The sequence below is a fragment of the Streptomyces marianii genome (assembly GCF_005795905.1).
GTDB classification, from domain to species: domain Bacteria; phylum Actinomycetota; class Actinomycetes; order Streptomycetales; family Streptomycetaceae; genus Streptomyces; species Streptomyces marianii.
The window spans coordinates 6922597-6938324 of record NZ_VAWE01000001.1; the positions used below are offsets into that span (position 1 = coordinate 6922597).

Sequence of the window (15728 nt, forward strand, 5' to 3'; positions counted from 1 at the left end):
TGGTGTCCGAGGGGGGACTTGAACCCCCACGCCCGATAAAGGGCACTAGCACCTCAAGCTAGCGCGTCTGCCATTCCGCCACCCGGACAAGGTGTCTGTCTCCCGGCCCTGGGCCGTTCCGACGTGGAAAACCATAGCAAACATTCGGGGGTGCTCGATCACGCGCCCGTCCCCGGCACCCGGGGCCGGCCCGCCGCCGGCGACGGGCGTGTGTCGGCGGGCGGCCGCCCTTGGGGTGCGGCCCCGGGAGGGGGAGGATGTGGGGGACCACCAGAGCGACAGCGGGAGGAATCAGCGTGAGCGAGACGGACACCGCCCGGAAGGTCTCCGGCGAGGACGAGGTCGTCGACCTCTGTCGCGATCTGATCCGGATCGACACCAGCAACTACGGCGACCACTCGGGCCCGGGCGAGCGGGCGGCCGCCGAGTACGTGGCGGAGAAGCTCGCCGAGGTCGGTCTGGAACCCAGGATCATCGAGTCGCACCCGGGCAGGGCCTCCACAGTGGCTCGGATCGAGGGCGAGGACCCCTCCCGCCCGGCACTGCTCATCCACGGCCACACCGACGTCGTTCCGGCCAGCGCCGACGACTGGACCCACCACCCCTTCTCCGGGGAGATCGCCGACGGCTGCGTCTGGGGCCGGGGTGCGGTGGACATGAAGGACATGGACGCGATGACCCTCGCCGTCGTGCGCGACCGGCTGCGCAGCGGCCGCCGGCCTCCGCGCGACGTGGTGCTGGCGTTCCTCGCGGACGAGGAGGCGGGCGGTACGTACGGCGCCCGGCACCTCGTCGACCGCCACCCCGATCTCTTCGAGGGGGTCACCGAGGCGATCGGCGAGGTCGGCGGCTTCTCCTTCACCGTCAACGAGAACCTGCGGCTCTACCTCGTCGAGACGGCCCAGAAGGGCATGCACTGGATGCGGCTCACGGTCGAGGGCACCGCCGGGCACGGCTCCATGACGAACCACGACAACGCCATCACCGAGCTCTGCGAGGCCGTCGGCCGGCTCGGCCGCCACACCTGGCCGGTGCGGGTGACCAAGACCGTGCGGTCCTTCCTGGACGAACTGTCGGACGCGCTCGGCACCCCGCTCGACCCGGAGGACATGGAGGCGACCCTCGCCAAGCTCGGCGGCATCGCCAAGATGATCGGGGCCACGCTCCGCAACTCCGCCGCGCCCACCATGCTGGGCGCCGGCTACAAGGTGAACGTCATCCCGGGGCAGGCGACCGCTCACGTGGACGGACGCTTCCTGCCCGGCTACGAGGAGGAGTTCCTCGCCGACCTCGACCGGCTCCTCGGCCCCCGGGTCCGCCGCGAGGACGTCCACGCCGACAAGGCGCTGGAGACGAGCTTCGACGGCGACCTCGTGGACGCCATGCAGTCGGCGCTGCGCGCCGAGGACCCGATCGCCCGGGCCGTGCCGTACATGCTCTCCGGCGGCACCGACGCCAAGTCCTTCGACGACCTCGGCATCCGCTGCTTCGGTTTCGCGCCGCTGAAGCTGCCGCCGGAGCTGGACTTCGCCGGGATGTTCCACGGGGTGGACGAGCGCGTGCCGGTGGACGGCCTGAAGTTCGGCGTACGGGTGCTGGACCGCTTCCTCGACGAGAGCTGAGCCGGCCGGGAGCAGCCCCCCGAGGACGGAGGCCAGGGGCCCCGCGGCAATCGGAGCCGCGGGGCGTCCCTCGCTGCGGGCGGGGTGGTCCCGTCGGGCGGAGGCGGAGCGGCAACATTCGTCCGCGCGTGCGCATTTGACTGAGAAGGGTGAATGGGCTCATACGCTAGTAGCCCCATTAGCCCCTCCTCGTTACAGGTGTGCGGTCCGCAGTTGGGATCGCATTGCCAACTAGGAGGAATAATGATCAAGAAGGTCGTCGCCGCTGCGGCTGCCACTGGTGGTCTGGTTCTCGCGGGTGCGGGCATGGCCGTCGCCGACTCGGGTGCCCAGGGTGCCGCCGTGAACTCCCCCGGCGTGCTTTCGGGCAACGTCGTGCAGGCGCCCGTCCACGTGCCGGTGAACGTCTGTGGCAACACGATCTCCGTGATCGGTCTGCTGAACCCGGCCTTCGGCAACGTCTGCGTCAACGACTGACGTTGCGTCTCGCTCCTGTGAGGGATTGACCCGGCGGCCCCGGAGTGCACGCCGTGCACTCCGGGGCCGCCCGCATTCACCCCGCTCCCGGGCACGGTGCCCGGGGCAGTCCGGACGTCAGAAGGCAGGAACCAGCTATGCGACAGGTCACGCGCAAGGGCCTGATCACCGTGGCGGCCGCGGGCGGCGTGCTCGTCCTCGGCAGCGGCTACGCACACGCGCACGGCGGCGCGGGGGCCCACGGCGGCGCCTCCGACTCCCCGGGCGTGCTCTCCGGGAACACGGTCCAGGTGCCGGTCCACGTCCCGGTCAACGTCTGCGGCAACACCGTCAACATCATCGGCGCGCTGAACCCCGCGTTCGGCAACGGCTGCGCCAACACCTCGGCGGACGGCGGCGAGGGCGGCGCCCACGCCGAGGGCGTCTCGTCGAACTCTCCCGGCGTCGGCTCCGGCAACGTCGTGCAGGCGCCCGTCCATGTGCCCGTGAACGCCTGCGGCAACAGCGTGACGATCGGCGGGCTCGGCAACGGCGCGCTCGGCAACGACTGCGGCAACGCCGACGGCGGGAACCCCGGTGAGCCCGGTGAGCCGGGGGAGCCGAACGAGCCGAACGAGCCGAACGAGCCCGGTGAGCCCGGTGAGCCCGGTGAGCCCGGTGAGCCCGGTGAGCCGGGGGAGCCGGGGGAGCCGGGGGAGCCGAACGAGCCCGGTGAGCCGGGGGAGCCGAACGAGCCCGGGACGCCCGTCCAGCCCGGCGTGCCGGGTACGCCGGTCGAGCCCACCACGCCGAACACGCCGGGGGCCAACACCGTCACACCGCCCGAGGCCACCGAGGAGCTCGCCCGGACCGGCGCCGGCTCGCTCGGCCTGGGGGCATCCTCGGCCGCCGGCCTGCTGCTCGGCGGAGCGCTCCTCTACCGCAAGGCCCGTGCCTCCGTGTGATGGTGCGATGACACAACGGAGCGGGTCCGCAACCGCGGGCCCGCTCCGTCCTTCGTGCAGCAGACGCTCACCAAGTGGCGCGCACCTGACGGATGATGCGACGGCGGAGCCGTACGCGGCGGCTGCCGTCACGGAGGAGAGTCAGCCTGTCCAACTCCCAGTGTCCGTATTCGGCATGGTCGGTCAGCAGACGGGTGGCCTCCTTGCGGGAGACCCCGCGAGGCACGTACACGTCGACAAATTCGTATTCCGGCATCGCATCTATTGTGCGGGCACGGGCCGACTACGGATAGCGTCTGCACTATGTCTGATGCATCCGCTCCTGCGCAGCCCACGGCTGCCGAGGTCCGCGCCGCCGCCGAGGCGGTCAAAGCAGCGCTGGACCGCCACCTCGAAGCGGTCGAACGCCGCACGGGAGAGGACGACCCGGCGGTGTACGCGGCCTTCAACGCCCTTGCCGCCGCGGCCGAGGCGTACGACGAGCGGCTGTACGACCGCTATGACGAGGTCACCCCCTTCGAGATCCCCGGCGCGGACGACTCGATGCCGCCGTACACGGGACCGGACGAACCGAACGCGCTGAGTGTTCTCATCCGACGCGACTACGCCGTCGTGGAGCCTCAGCGTCTGCTCGCACAGGCCCAGCGGGTCGCGGATCTCGACCGGGACGAGAACGCGGACGACACCTCCGCGGCGGTCGTGGGGGCGAGTGTGCACGCCGCGCTGGGGGTGCTGTTCGGCGAGTTCGAGCCGGACGAGATCGCGTCCCGGCACAAGGAGTTCGGCCTGGAGGAGGGCGACTCCACCCTGTGGGTCGCCGCCGCCGATGAACTCCCCGAGCCTGGCGAATGGCTCAGCACCCCCTTCGACCAGGCGGACCCGGAGCGTGTCGTCTGCCGCTTCGACGTCAGCTCCGTCTTCGACGAGGAGGACCTGGACGACCTCCACTCCGCGTGAGCGGAACCGCTTGGTGCGTCGCGCGAGACCCCCGCGGCGACCGCCCGTCTCCACGCCGGGCCTCGCCGCGCCGTGCCGCGTGGGCGGAAGCCGGCCCGGCGGCCCGCCCGTCCGCGTCCGCAGCAACGGGCGGCCACGCCCACCCTCGGACCTGGGCGCCGCGTCCCCTTACGGCTTCCCGGGCGAGGCCGTGCACGGCCGCTGGCTGAGGCTCACCCGGGCACCGTCATACCGTGCCCGGCCGCGAGCGGAACGCCGTGCACGGGCCGTGGTGGGTGCCGTTCACTCCCGGTCGGGGCCTCGTGGCGCCGTGCGCGGCGGTGGCGCCCGGGGTGGGGGCACGCCCGGGGTGCGGGTGGGCGGGGGCGGCGCTGCCCGGCAGAGAGGCCGCTCACACCCAAGGGTGAGGGCCCTCACCGGGGCGCCACCTCGTATCGCGCTGCGCCGGAGCGTCGCATCCGCTCAGGCGCCGGCGGCCTCGGCGCCCGGCGCGAGCAGGCTTTCCAGAAGCGGGCGCAGCCGGGTCGTCCGGTCCTCGGACGGGATCTCGGCCACCGCGCGCGCCAGAGCCTGCTCCACTCCGTGGACCACGGACAGATGGCGCTCCCCGCGACTGAACGCCGTGTAGACCCAGGGGCGGCTGAGGCCCTGTGCCGCGTCCCCCGGCAGCACCACGACGACCGCGGGCCAGCGCATCCCGGCCGCCTGGTGTGCCGTGAGCGCCCAGCCGTGCCGGAGCGTCGACTCCACCAGGTCCTTCGGGACGAGGACGGCCCTGCCCTCGCAGTCGACGCGCAGCCCTTCCGCGTCGGCCGAGACCACCGTGCCGGTCAGGGTCCGCCCGGGAGCCGGGGTGTAGGCGACACGGTCGGCAGGGTCGAAGCCGCCGAATCGGCCGGGACCGGGGTTGAACCGCTCCTTGAGGGCGGCGTTGAGCGCCCTCGTGCCCGCGGAGCCTCCATGGCCGACCGTGATGACCTGGGTGTCGGCCGACGGCACCCCGATCGCCCTCGGGACAGAGTCGGCGACCAACTGGACCGTACGGTGCACGGCCTCGCCCGCGTCCCGCACCGGAACGATCACGACCTCCTTGCCGGGGGCCTCGACCCGGTTGAGTTCGCCGACGCCGATCCCGGAGACCAACTCGCCCAGTGGCCCGGGATCGGGCGTGCGGGAGGCGACGACCGGGCACACCCGGGCGGCCAGCACATCGGCGAACACCCGACCCGCGCCGGCCGACCACAGCACACCCGGGTCCCCGCTCAGCACCAGCCGGCAACCGTCCGGCAGGGACTCCACCAGCACGGCCGCGGTCTCGACGTCGAGCTGCGGCGCGTCGAGGACCGCGAGCAGATCCACGGCCAGCGTCCCGTCCTCCTCCCGGCCGGGGCCCTCGGCGCCGGAGAGCAGCCCCTCCACCGTGACCGCGCCGGCACCCAGCCCGCGCCGGCCGTTCTCGCTGTGCGCGACGGCGACCGCCCGCAGGCCGAGGGCGCGGGCGGCCTCCACAAGGGCGGCCGGCTCGGCGCGGGCCGCCCCACCGCCCGTGTGCGCGACCATGCCGTGCCCGGCGGCGGCGCGGACCAGCTCCGAGGCCGACGGTGACCCCGCGGCCCCGGCGGCCTCCTCCCAGGACGCCGGCTGCGCGGTCTTGACCAGCCGGGCCAGACCGTCGGCGAGGCTCTCCTCCGCCAGGGCGTACCGGTCCAGGCCCAGCAGGACCGGGACCGTGGCCTGCGGCCCGGAGTCCTCCCCGGCCTCCGGCGCCCCGTGCTCATCAGGCCCTTCGGGACCCTCGGCCTCCTCCGGTTCCACGGCGTCGGCGCCGTCCTGGAAGACCAGCACGACCCCCTCGGCGATGGCGTGCTGCAACGCCTCGTCCGGGTCCGGCACCGAGTGTCCGGCGAGCGCCGTACGCACCGCCGCGGAGTCCAGAGCCGTGTGCCCCCGGAGCGCGGCACGCTCCAGCAGCCAGCCGACCAGTGCCGCGGCCCGCCGGCCGTCGTCCGGCCGGCACTCCGCGCCCAGCAGGGCCCGGGCGAAACCGTCCGCCTGCTCCGGCTGCACCCCGGGCACCGCCAGCAGCCGCCAGGGATCCTCCCGGAGCGCGTCGGCCGCCTGCTCACCGAGCACTCCGGCGACCCGGGCGGCCAGGCCCTCCGGCGCACCGCCCGACACCAGGACCTCCAGAACGGCCGCCACCGTGCCCGGATCGGCCTGCTGCCGTGCGGGCTCGGGCGCCGGCACCCTCGGCCGCCCGGGCCCGGCCACCGACGTCGGAGCCGGCCTCCTCGGCGCGGCGGAGGCGTCGAAGAACGTGCCCGACGGCTTGGCGCCGCTCTCCACGGCCCGCACCGCCGCCAGCAGATCGGCCGCGGTGCCGCTCAGCTTCCCGCCGGCCGCGACCGGCCCGGCCTTCTCGGCCTTGCGCTTCTCGATCCGTGACCGCAGCTCCCGCTGCGCGGCCAGCTCCGCCTGGGCCTCGGACACCCCGGCGTCCCCGGCGGCCTCGCCGTCGACCGCGCTCGCGGCCTCTGAGGGATCCTCGGCGGAGGGATCCTCCGCGACTCCTCCGCCGTCCGCTGCCCGCGGCTCCGCTCCGCCGGCCGGTGCGGCACCGGGCACCTGGTCCGGCTCCGTCCCGGCACTTCGCCGTTCCGCGGTGACGGGCGTGCCCGGACCGGAGTCCGCGGGCGCGGAGCCCTCGGACGCGGGATCCTCGGCGGGGGTGCCGGGGCTCGCCCCGGGAAGCGCAGTCACAGCGTGCTCCAGTCCTGATCGGGATAGCGGTGCACGGGCGCCGACACGTCGTCCAGCGCCCGGCAGATCTCGTCAGGAAGACTAAGACCCTCCACTGACAACGCCTGCGTGAGCTGCTGCGCGTTGCGGGCGCCGACGATCGGCGCCACTACGCCCGGCCGGTCGCGGACCCAGGCGAGCGCCACTTCGAGCGGGGTCGTCGCCAGCCCGTCCGCGGCCGTGGCGACCGCGTCCACGATGCGCGTCGCCGACTCGTCCAGGTACGGCTCCACGAAGGCGGCCAGCTGCTCCGACGCCCCGCGCGAGTCCGCGGGCGTCGCAAGCCGGTACTTGCCCGTGAGCACACCGCGGCCCAGCGGGGACGCCGGCAGCAGCCCCACGCCGAGGTCCCGCGCCGCGGGCAGTACCTCCCGCTCGACGCCGCGCTGCAGCAGCGAGTACTCCATCTGCGTGCCGGCGAGACGGGTCCGTGTGCCCGGCACGGCGAGCTGCCACGCGGCGGCCTTCGCGAGCTGCCAGCCGCAGAAGCCCGACACCCCCGCGTAGCGCGCGCGGCCGCTGCTCACCGCGATGTCGAGCGCCTGGAGCGTCTCCTCCAGCGGTGTGTGCGGGTCGAAGCCGTGGAGCTGCCACAGGTCCACGTGGTCGGTGCCCAGCCGCTCCAGCGAGGCGTCCAGGGCCGTCAGCAGATGACCGCGCGAGCCGTCGAACCGCCGCATGGGGTCGAGCACGCTGCCGGCCTTCGTGGCGATGACCAGATCGCGCCGCGGAACCAGTCGTTCCACCAGCCGGCCGAGCAGGTACTCCGCCTCGCCGCCGCCGTACACGTCCGCCGTGTCGACCAGCGTGCCGCCCGCGTCCCAGAAGGCCTTCAACTGGTCGGCAGCGTCGTGCTCGCCGGTGTCCCGCCCCCAGGTGAGGGTGCCGAGCCCGATCCGGGACACGCGCAGGCCGGTACGGCCGAGTTGCCTCTGCTCCATGGGCGCGAGATTACTGGCCACGGCTCCACCCGGAGCGACCCTGTGGACAACTCGCCAGCCAAGCGGTCGCCGGGCCACCCCTGACGTGACGCCGTTCCCCGCGCTAGAGTCCGCGACAAGGACGTTACTCATCGGTAAATCGGTACATCCGAAGCACACGGAGCGATAAGGGGAGCGGTATGCGGCTGGGCATCAACCTCGGCTACTGGGGCGCGGGCATGGACGGCGACAACCTCGCCGTCGCCCAGGAGGCGGACCGTCTCGGCTACGACGTCTGCTGGGCCGCCGAAGCGTACGGCTCCGACGCGCCGACGGTCCTCTCCTGGGTCGCCGCCCAGACCGAGAGCATCGACGTGGGCTCCGCGATCCTCCAGATCCCCGCCCGCCAGCCGGCGATGACGGCGATGACCGCCGCCACCCTGGACTCGCTCTCCGGCGGCAGGTTCCGCCTCGGCCTCGGCGTCTCGGGACCGCAGGTGTCGGAGGGCTGGTACGGCGTCAGGTTCGACAAGCCCCTCGCCCGCACCCGCGAGTACGTGGAGATCGTCCGCAAGGCGATGACCCGCGAGCGTCTGACGTACGAGGGCGAGCACTGGACGCTCCCGCTCCCCGGCGGTCCGGGCAAGCCCATCAAGCTGACCGTCCACCCCGAGCGCGAGCGCATCCCGCTGTACATCGCCGCCATCGGCCCCAAGAACCTGGAGCAGACCGGCGAGATCGCCGACGGTGCGCTGCTGATCTTCCCCTCCGCCGAGCACCTCGAGGACACCGCGATCCGGTACATCCGCGCGGGCCGCGAGAAGGCGGGTAAGACGATGGACGGCTTCGACGTCTGCCCCACGGTGCCGCTCGCGGTCGGCGACGACGTCCGGGCCCTCGCCGACATGTTCCGCCCGTACACCGCGCTGTACGTCGGCGGGATGGGCAGCCGCAAGCAGAACTTCTACAACCAGCTGGCCCAGCGCATGGGCTACGAGAAGGAAGCCGCGGAGATCCAGGACAAGTACCTCGCCGGGGACAAGGCCGGCGCGGCGGCGGCCGTGCCGCACGAGCTGATCGACTCCACCGCCCTGCTGGGCACCGTCGACCGGATCGCGGACCGCATGCGGTCCTACGCCGCCGCCGGCGTGACCACCCTGACCCTCGCCCCGGCCGGCTTCACCCTGGACGAGAGGCTGACCGCCCTGCGGGCCGGCACCGAGGCCCTGGAGCGCGCCGGACTCGCATAACGCCTGCCGGAGGACCGGACCCCCGCCCGGCGGTCGGTGTACGGCCCGAACGCGGGGCGGGCTCTCCCGCCGGGCGGGCCCCGGCCGCCGGTCACCAGCCGTCCGCCGCGGACGGCGCCAGACATGCCTGCGGCCGTGGTGGGGGCTCGGGGTCATCCCCGCCACGGCCGTCACGAGGTCTAACGCCTCACCCCGTCCTCGGTCACGCCCCGGACGCGGGCATCGTCGACATGCCGGCGCCGGGCATCGTCGCCACCGGTCCGCGCCCGCCGTCCGCCTCCGACGGGGGCGCCCGTCCGTCCGCCGGGGGCCGGTATGCCCTTGTGATCCTTCTTTCGGCGGAGTCGCCACGCTCACCTGTTGCCTGTCCGTCCGGTCCGCATTTGACTCGTTCTCTGCGGACGCCCGTCGCCCACGGGTGCCTCACGGAGGTGGCAGTGATGCTCTCGGCCCGAAGCCTTTTCCAGGAAATCCTCGAGAACGACGATTCCTACCAGCTCTTCTGTTCGATCGCGGCCAGCGGCGAGGCCCAGGGCGGCTGGGAGAACGGCCGTATCGCCGCGCTCGTGCCCGACACCATGCGGGCGCTCGCGCCGAAGATCACCCGGCACGGCGCGGACGAGGACAAGCACGGCCGGATCTTCAACGCCCTGCTGAGGAAGCGGGGTCTGGACCCGGTCGGAGTCCCGCCCGAGACCGACTACACGATGCTCCTGGAGCGGCAGGGGATCGGACTGGCGCACGAGAAGCTGCGCCGTGACGAACGGCTCACCGAGCGGGACATCGTCGTCTACCTCTCGCACAGCCGGGTCACGGAGCAGCGCGCCGCCGACCAGATGGACATGCTGGTGCGGTTCTTCGGCGACCACCCCGAGGTCGGCAGGGCCGTCAGGCAGATCTGCAACGACGAGGACAACCACCTCTCCTACTGCCACGAGGAACTGCTCCGCCTCGCCCGCGCCGGGCACGGACGCGCCATCCAGGGCACCCTGCGCGAGTGCGCCCTCACCGAGATCGCCGTCTACCGGGACGTCAGCCTCGCGGTCATGTCCCACATGGGGCGGATCCTCAACTGGCCCAGATCCAAGTCGGCGGTGCTCGCCGGTGGTATCCACGCCCTGTACGCCTTCGAACGCGCCGGTGGCTGGCGGCGCATGGTCACCCTCAGGATGCCCGAGCGCCGCGACGCCCTCGGCGGCCCCGCGACCACGGCCCCCGTCGTCTGAGGCCCGGCAGGGCCTGGAGCCGATGCCGGTGACGACGCGGCGCCCCGGCGCCGGCCGCCCGCACTTCCTTGCAGGCCCTCACCCGTTCAAGATCCCTCAACCGAGATCTGCCTCACCGTCCACAACCTCCCGGGACAGAACACCTAGAGCCAGCCGCGGCGCTTGAACAGCCGGTACAGCCCGTACACCACGAGGACCATCAGGGCGATCGCGGCCGGATAGCCCCACTTCCAGGTCAGCTCAGGCATGTGCTCGAAGTTCATGCCGTAGACGCCGGCGACCAGCGTCGGTACCGCCGCCATGGCGGCCCAGGCGGAGATCTTGCGCATGTCGTCGTTCTGCCGCACGCCCGTCTGTGCGAGGTGGGCGGACAGCACGTCGGACAGCAGCCGGTCCAGTCCGTCCACCTGCTCGTTGGCACGCGTCAGATGGTCGTTGACGTCGCGGAAGAACGGCTGGGAATGCTCGTCCACGAAGGGCACCGACGCACCGGCGAGCTTGGCCATCGGTGCGGCCAGCGGCCCGGTCGCCCGCCGGAACTCGAGCACCTGCCGCTTGAAGCCGTAGATCTTGGCAGCCGTGTGCCGGGTGTCGCCGGCGGGTGCGAAGACGGCGGCCTCCAGCTCCTCCAGATCCACCTGGAGCTCGGCGGCCACCTCGATGTAGCGGTCCACGACGGCGTCGCTGACGGCGTACAGCACGGTCGTCGGACCGTGGCGCAGGACGTCCGGGTCGGCCTCCAGCCGCCGTCGCACCGCCCCGAGGGGCGCGGCCTCGCCGTGCCGCACCGTCACGACGAAGCAGTCGCCGACGAAGACCATCACCTCGCCGGCGCTGACAGTGTCCGACTCCGGCTCGTACACGACGGGTTTGAGGACCACGAAGAGCGAGTCGTCGTAGACCTCCAGCTTCGGCCGCTGATGGGCCTTGAGGGCGTCCTCGACGGCCAGCGGGTGCAGCCCGAACTCACTGCTGACGCGGTCGAACTCCTCCTCGTTCGGCTCGTGCAGCCCGATCCACAGGAACGTGTTCCTGGACGTACGGGCCAGTGCGAGCGCGTCGGAGAGATCCTCCGGGCCCTCGGCCCGGCGGCCGTCCCGGTAGATGGCGCAGTCCACGATCACGGCGCGCATTCTTCCGCCCCCGCGCCCCGGGCGCACCTCGGCGGTGCGAACCGCCGGGGCGCACCGCCCAGTTCCTGCCGGAGGGAGGGGCGGACGAGCCGCCCGGTGTGCGGGTCACCGCCAGGTCCCCCGGACACGTCCTGACTTGGCTGAGGGCTGTCCCGTCATCACCGGTGGATCAGCGTGCGGCGTCAGACGCGGTACGTCGCAACGCGGAGGGTGGTCCTCATACTGGGCGTATTCGGGCGATCCGGCAACGCAGAGAGGTGCCGCAGCTGTCGTCGTGCGCCCGCTGGGGATTACGGGACAGCCCGTAGGCTGGCCGCCATGGCCACGTTGATCCTCGTACGCCACGGACGGTCCACCGCCAACACCGCGGGGGTGCTCGCGGGCTGGACGCCGGGCATCGCGCTCGACGAGCACGGCACCGCGCAGGCGGCCGCCCTGCCCGCGCGGCTCGCCGGGCTGTCACTCGCGGCCGCCGTCACCAGTCCGCTGCAGCGCTGCCGGGAGACCCTGCAGCCGCTGCTCGACGCACGGCCGGGCCTTCCGCTCCACGGCGACGCGCGGATCGGCGAGTGCCACTACGGCGAGTGGTCCGGCCGCAAGCTGACGGAACTCGCCGGCGAGCCGTTGATGGAGGTCGTCCAGCGGCACCCGTCCGCCGCGGCGTTCCCCGGCGGCGAGTCGATGCGGGCCATGCAGGGCCGGGCCGTCGACGCCGTGCGCGACTGGAACGCCCGGATCGAGCGGGACCACGGCGAGGACGCCGTGTACGTGATGTGCTCCCACGGCGACGTCATCAAGTCCGTCGTGGCGGACGCCCTCGGCATGCACCTCGACCTCTTCCAGCGGGTCCACGTCGAACCGTGCTCCGTGACGGCGATCCGCTACACCCGTCTGCGGCCCTTCCTGCTGAGGCTCGGCGACACGGGTGACCTGGACTCCCTCCGGCCGCGCGAGAACGTGAACGAGCCCCGTGAGGGCGGGACGGACGGGTCGGCGGTGGTCGGCGGCGGCGCGGGCGCACCGTGATCGCCGGGCGCAGTAGGGTGGACGGGCCGAACCCCGGAAGCCCGCTTCCGGCACCGAAGATCCTCTGAATCCAAGGGAGCAGGACGTGACCCGTCAGGTGTTCCTGTACGACCCGCCGGAGCGTTTCGTGGCCGGCACGGTCGGGCTGCCTGGACGTCGTACGTTCTTCCTGCAGGCTTCCGCAGGGGGGCGGGTGACCAGCGTCGCTCTGGAGAAGACCCAGGTGGCCGCGCTCGCCGAGCGGATCGACGAGCTGCTCGACGAGGTGGTGCGGCGCACCGGGGGCAACGCCCCCGTCCCGGCCGTCGCCCCCACGGACATCGCCGACACCGCACCGCTCGACGCGCCGGTCGAGGAGGAGTTCCGGGTCGGGACCATGGCGCTGGCCTGGGACGGCGAGGAACAGCGCATGATCGTCGAGGCCCAGGCCCTGGTGGAGCTGGACGCGGACTCCGAGGAGGACCTCGCGGAGGCCGAGGAACGGCTGTTGCAGGACGAGGAGAACGGTCCGCCGATGCTGCGCGTGCGGCTGAGCGGCGCCCAGGCGAGGGCCTTCGCCAAGCGCGCGCTGGACGTCGTCAACGCGGGTCGGCCGCCGTGCCCGCTGTGCAGCCTGCCGCTCGACCCGGAGGGACACGTATGCCCGCGCCAGAACGGATACCGCCGCGGAGCGTGACCGCGCACGACGGGCACCTGGAACTCCTCGCCCGGGGCGAGATCACCGTGCGCGGCCGTATCCGCGAGGCGTCCAACGCCGCGCTGTACTGCGCCGTCGTCCTCGACGGCCGGGAGGCGCACTGCGTCTACAAGCCCGTCGCCGGCGAGCGCCCGCTGTGGGACTTCCCCGACGGCACGCTGGCCCAGCGCGAGGTGGCCGCGTACGAGCTGTCCGAGGCCACCGGATGGGGGCTGGTGCCGCCTACCGTGCTCCGTGACGGTCCGTACGGCGAGGGCATGTGCCAGCTGTGGATCGAGGCCGATCCGGAGCAGTCCCTCCTCGCCCTCGTCGACGGAGACGAACCGGAGGACGGCTGGAAGGCGGTCGGCCTCGCGGAGGTGGGGGAGGGGCGCACAGCGCTCCTGGTGCACGCGGACGACGCCCGGCTGCGCCGGCTCGCCGTGCTCGACGCGGTGATCAACAACGGCGACCGCAAGGGCGGGCATCTGCTTCCCGCTGCGGACGGCCGCCTGTACGCGATCGACCACGGTGTCACCTTCAACGTGGAAGACCGCCTGAGGACCCTGCTGTGGGGCTGGGCGGGAGAGCCGCTGACGGAGGAGGCCCTGGCCGTCCTGGAGGTCCTGGACGCATCCCTGGGCGACGGGGCACCGCTGGCCGGGCGGCTGTCCGAGCTGATCACCCGGGACGAGACGGCAGCTGTGCGGGGCCGGGTACGGGCGCTGCGCACGAGCGCCCGCCACCCGCAGCCGGCGGGGCACTGGCCCGCGATTCCCTGGCCGCCGGTGTAGGACCCACGGGGCGTGCCGGGACCTCACGGGTGGGACCAGGACCCTCCGCCCGGTCCGCCCGGTCCGCCCGGGTGCCGTGTCGCGCGTCCGGTCGAGTGCACGACGTGGCGCGGGCGGCCGAGTGGCCGATCCCATGCGTCGGGCCGGGCGCCGGTGTGTCCCTGGCCCGTCCGAGTGCCGGTCCGCCCGGGCCGGCCGGAGCACCGGCCCACAGCTGCCATTACCCCCACAGCAGGAGCAGGCGCAAGAGCGCCTAACCGGCCAAGAGAGGGCGTCCGGTTCGTATCCGGAACATGCATCCGGTTACGCTCATGACATGCATGCCTGGCCCGCTTCCGAGGTCCCCGCCCTGCCCGGCAAGGGCCGCGACCTCCGGATCCACGACACCGCGACCGGCGGCCGTGTCACCCTCGCCCCCGGTCCCGTCGCCCGTATCTACGTCTGCGGCATCACCCCGTACGACGCGACCCACATCGGTCACGCGGCGACCTACAACGCGTTCGACCTCGTCCAGCGCGTGTGGCTCGACACCAAGCGGCAGGTTCACTACGTCCAGAACGTCACCGATGTGGACGACCCGCTGCTGGAGCGCGCCCGGCGCGACGGCCAGGACTGGACCGAGCTCGCGGAGCGCGAGACCGCCCTCTTCCGCGAGGACATGACCGCGCTGCGGATGCTGCCCCCGCGGCACTACATCGGCGCCGTCGAGGCCATCCCGGGAATCGTTCCGCTCGTCGAGCGGCTCCGGGACGCGGGTGCCGCGTACGAACTCGACGGCGACGTCTACTTCTCCGTCGAGTCCGACCCCCGCTTCGGCGAGGTGTCGCACTACGACGCGGAGGCGATGCGCGCGCTGTCCGCGGAGCGCGGCGGCGACCCCGACCGCGCCGGCAAGAAGAACCCGCTCGACCCGATGCTGTGGATGGCCGCCCGGGACGGGGAGCCGAGCTGGGACGGCGGCAGCCTCGGGCGCGGCCGGCCCGGGTGGCACATCGAGTGCGTGGCCATCGCCCTCGACCACCTCGGCATGGGCTTCGACGTGCAGGGCGGCGGCTCCGATCTCGCGTTCCCGCACCACGAGATGGGCGCCTCGCACGCCCAGGTCCTCACCGGTGAGCACCCGTTCGCCCAGGCCTATGTGCACGCCGGCATGGTCGCCCTGGGCGGCGAGAAGATGTCCAAGTCCAAGGGCAATCTCGTCTTCGTCTCCGCGCTGCGCCGTGGCGGCGTGGACCCGGCCGCCATCCGGCTGGCGCTGCTGGCGCACCACTACCGTGCCGACTGGGAGTGGACCGACGAGGTCCTCCAGGAGGCCGTGGACCGCCTCGGCCGGTGGCGTGCGGCGGTCTCCCGGCCCGACGGGCCCGCCGCCGACGCGCTCGTCGAGGAGATCCGCGCCGCCCTGGCCGACGACCTGGACGCGCCGGCGGCGCTCGCCGCCGTGGACCGCTGGGCCGAGGCCCAGCGCGCCGAGGGCGGTACGGACGAGGGCGCGCCCGGCCTGGTGTCGCGCGCCGTGGACGCCCTGCTGGGTGTCGCCCTGTAATTCCGGACACGAGCCGGGGAACCGCCCCCGGGTGTACCGGCCGCCTCCCGGACCCTCGCGGGTCCTGGAGGCGGCCGTTTGTTTCGTCCATGGCGCCGACTCTGCTGGGCCATTCGGTCATGCGGTGAGTCGGTGGCTGAGTCGACTGGTGCGTGACAGGGCGGGTGGGCGTCTTCGGCGCTCCAGTGGGCGTCGAGACGGATGACCAGCCGGTTCCAAGTGCTGTCCCGCCGAGACCGCTCGGCCGCCTCCATCCTCAACTCCTCGCGGAAGGCCCGCCGCTCGTCGGTCGGACCACCCCCTTGCGCATACCGCACGCACTCGGCATACCGCAGCGATCATGAACCGTCAGCCCCAC

At 73.1% G+C, this 15728-nt stretch carries 14 protein-coding genes and 1 tRNA gene; 10 read left to right on the forward strand and 5 right to left on the reverse strand.

Annotated elements, in window-relative coordinates; all coding sequences use genetic code 11:
* Window positions 1-88 (reverse strand) — tRNA-Leu (locus tag FEF34_RS31355).
* Between the two features lie 208 nt (window positions 89-296).
* Between FEF34_RS31355 and FEF34_RS31360 the strand changes: the two genes are divergently transcribed.
* The 3 genes from FEF34_RS31360 to FEF34_RS44000 all read left to right on the forward strand — a co-directional run bounded on the left by FEF34_RS31360 (window position 297) and on the right by FEF34_RS44000 (window position 3043).
* Window positions 297-1622, forward strand: coding sequence for a M20/M25/M40 family metallo-hydrolase (locus FEF34_RS31360; protein WP_138056169.1), 1326 nt, complete (start codon window positions 297-299; stop codon window positions 1620-1622).
* Window positions 1623-1865: 243 nt separating this feature from the next.
* The gene (gene chpH, locus FEF34_RS31365) at window positions 1866-2099 is read left to right on the forward strand and encodes a chaplin ChpH (protein ID WP_138056170.1); all 234 of its coding nucleotides are present in this window, start codon (window positions 1866-1868) and stop codon (window positions 2097-2099) included.
* 137 nt (window positions 2100-2236) lie between these two features.
* Complete coding sequence (locus tag FEF34_RS44000; protein ID WP_199800704.1) at window positions 2237-3043, forward strand: chaplin; 807 nt, start codon at window positions 2237-2239, stop codon at window positions 3041-3043.
* Between the two features lie 67 nt (window positions 3044-3110).
* On the opposite strand, the gene FEF34_RS31375 is transcribed toward FEF34_RS44000, so the two are convergent.
* Complete coding sequence (locus FEF34_RS31375; RefSeq protein ID WP_093657245.1) at window positions 3111-3299, reverse strand: DUF5703 family protein; 189 nt, start codon at window positions 3297-3299, stop codon at window positions 3111-3113.
* A gap of 47 nt (window positions 3300-3346) precedes the next feature.
* On the opposite strand from FEF34_RS31375, the gene FEF34_RS31380 reads away from it, so the two are divergent.
* Entirely contained in the window at window positions 3347-4000 is a 654-nt protein-coding gene (locus FEF34_RS31380; RefSeq protein ID WP_138056172.1) for a hypothetical protein, read from the forward strand.
* Window positions 4001-4462: 462 nt separating this feature from the next.
* Here FEF34_RS31380 and FEF34_RS31385 read toward each other — a convergent pair whose 3' ends face one another.
* On the reverse strand, window positions 4463-6760 hold the full coding sequence (locus FEF34_RS31385; RefSeq protein ID WP_138056173.1) for a helix-hairpin-helix domain-containing protein: 2298 nt from the start codon (window positions 6758-6760) through the stop codon (window positions 4463-4465).
* Window positions 6757-7740: an aldo/keto reductase gene (locus tag FEF34_RS31390; protein WP_138056174.1), complete on the reverse strand. Its 984-nt coding sequence runs from the start codon at window positions 7738-7740 to the stop codon at window positions 6757-6759. The genes FEF34_RS31385 and FEF34_RS31390 overlap by 4 nt, the downstream gene beginning before the upstream one ends.
* A 179-nt stretch (window positions 7741-7919) precedes the next feature.
* Here FEF34_RS31390 and FEF34_RS31395 point away from each other — a divergent pair, with 179 nt between their 5' ends.
* Complete coding sequence (locus tag FEF34_RS31395) at window positions 7920-8969, forward strand: LLM class F420-dependent oxidoreductase (protein ID WP_138056175.1); 1050 nt, start codon at window positions 7920-7922, stop codon at window positions 8967-8969.
* Between the two features lie 440 nt (window positions 8970-9409).
* The gene (locus FEF34_RS31400; RefSeq protein WP_138056176.1) at window positions 9410-10195 is read left to right on the forward strand and encodes a ferritin-like domain-containing protein; all 786 of its coding nucleotides are present in this window, start codon (window positions 9410-9412) and stop codon (window positions 10193-10195) included.
* 143 nt (window positions 10196-10338) lie between these two features.
* On the opposite strand, the gene corA is transcribed toward FEF34_RS31400, so the two are convergent.
* Entirely contained in the window at window positions 10339-11328 is a 990-nt protein-coding gene (gene corA, locus FEF34_RS31405) for a magnesium/cobalt transporter CorA (protein ID WP_138056177.1), read from the reverse strand.
* 318 nt (window positions 11329-11646) lie between these two features.
* Between corA and FEF34_RS31410 the strand changes: the two genes are divergently transcribed.
* From FEF34_RS31410 to mshC, 4 genes are all read left to right on the forward strand, one after another.
* Window positions 11647-12354, forward strand: a complete 708-nt coding sequence (locus FEF34_RS31410) for a histidine phosphatase family protein (RefSeq protein ID WP_138056178.1) — start codon at window positions 11647-11649, stop codon at window positions 12352-12354.
* An 85-nt stretch (window positions 12355-12439) separates the two neighbouring features.
* Complete coding sequence (locus FEF34_RS31415) at window positions 12440-13030, forward strand: DUF3090 domain-containing protein (protein WP_138056179.1); 591 nt, start codon at window positions 12440-12442, stop codon at window positions 13028-13030.
* The gene (locus FEF34_RS31420) at window positions 12994-13824 is read left to right on the forward strand and encodes an SCO1664 family protein (protein ID WP_171053170.1); all 831 of its coding nucleotides are present in this window, start codon (window positions 12994-12996) and stop codon (window positions 13822-13824) included. The genes FEF34_RS31415 and FEF34_RS31420 overlap by 37 nt, the downstream gene beginning before the upstream one ends.
* A gap of 316 nt (window positions 13825-14140) precedes the next feature.
* On the forward strand, window positions 14141-15370 hold the full coding sequence (mshC, locus tag FEF34_RS31425) for a cysteine--1-D-myo-inosityl 2-amino-2-deoxy-alpha-D-glucopyranoside ligase (protein ID WP_138056181.1): 1230 nt from the start codon (window positions 14141-14143) through the stop codon (window positions 15368-15370).
* Window positions 15371-15728 lie beyond the last annotated feature (358 nt).

Bases quoted from the DNA above. Each gene is read 5' to 3' on its own strand.
- corA (WP_138056177.1), bottom strand. From the start codon at position 11,328: ATGCGCGCCGTGATCGTGGACTGCGCCATCTACCGGGACGGCCGCCGG.
- FEF34_RS31380 (WP_138056172.1), top strand. From the start codon at position 3,347: ATGTCTGATGCATCCGCTCCTGCGCAGCCCACGGCTGCCGAGGTCCGC.
- FEF34_RS31420 (WP_171053170.1), top strand. From the start codon at position 12,994: ATGCCCGCGCCAGAACGGATACCGCCGCGGAGCGTGACCGCGCACGAC.
- FEF34_RS31395 (WP_138056175.1), top strand. From the start codon at position 7,920: ATGCGGCTGGGCATCAACCTCGGCTACTGGGGCGCGGGCATGGACGGC.
- mshC (WP_138056181.1), top strand. From the start codon at position 14,141: ATGCATGCCTGGCCCGCTTCCGAGGTCCCCGCCCTGCCCGGCAAGGGC.
- chpH (WP_138056170.1), top strand. From the start codon at position 1,866: ATGATCAAGAAGGTCGTCGCCGCTGCGGCTGCCACTGGTGGTCTGGTT.
- FEF34_RS31400 (WP_138056176.1), top strand. From the start codon at position 9,410: ATGCTCTCGGCCCGAAGCCTTTTCCAGGAAATCCTCGAGAACGACGAT.
- FEF34_RS31375 (WP_093657245.1), bottom strand. From the start codon at position 3,299: ATGCCGGAATACGAATTTGTCGACGTGTACGTGCCTCGCGGGGTCTCC.
- FEF34_RS31390 (WP_138056174.1), bottom strand. From the start codon at position 7,740: ATGGAGCAGAGGCAACTCGGCCGTACCGGCCTGCGCGTGTCCCGGATC.
- FEF34_RS31410 (WP_138056178.1), top strand. From the start codon at position 11,647: ATGGCCACGTTGATCCTCGTACGCCACGGACGGTCCACCGCCAACACC.
- FEF34_RS44000 (WP_199800704.1), top strand. From the start codon at position 2,237: ATGCGACAGGTCACGCGCAAGGGCCTGATCACCGTGGCGGCCGCGGGC.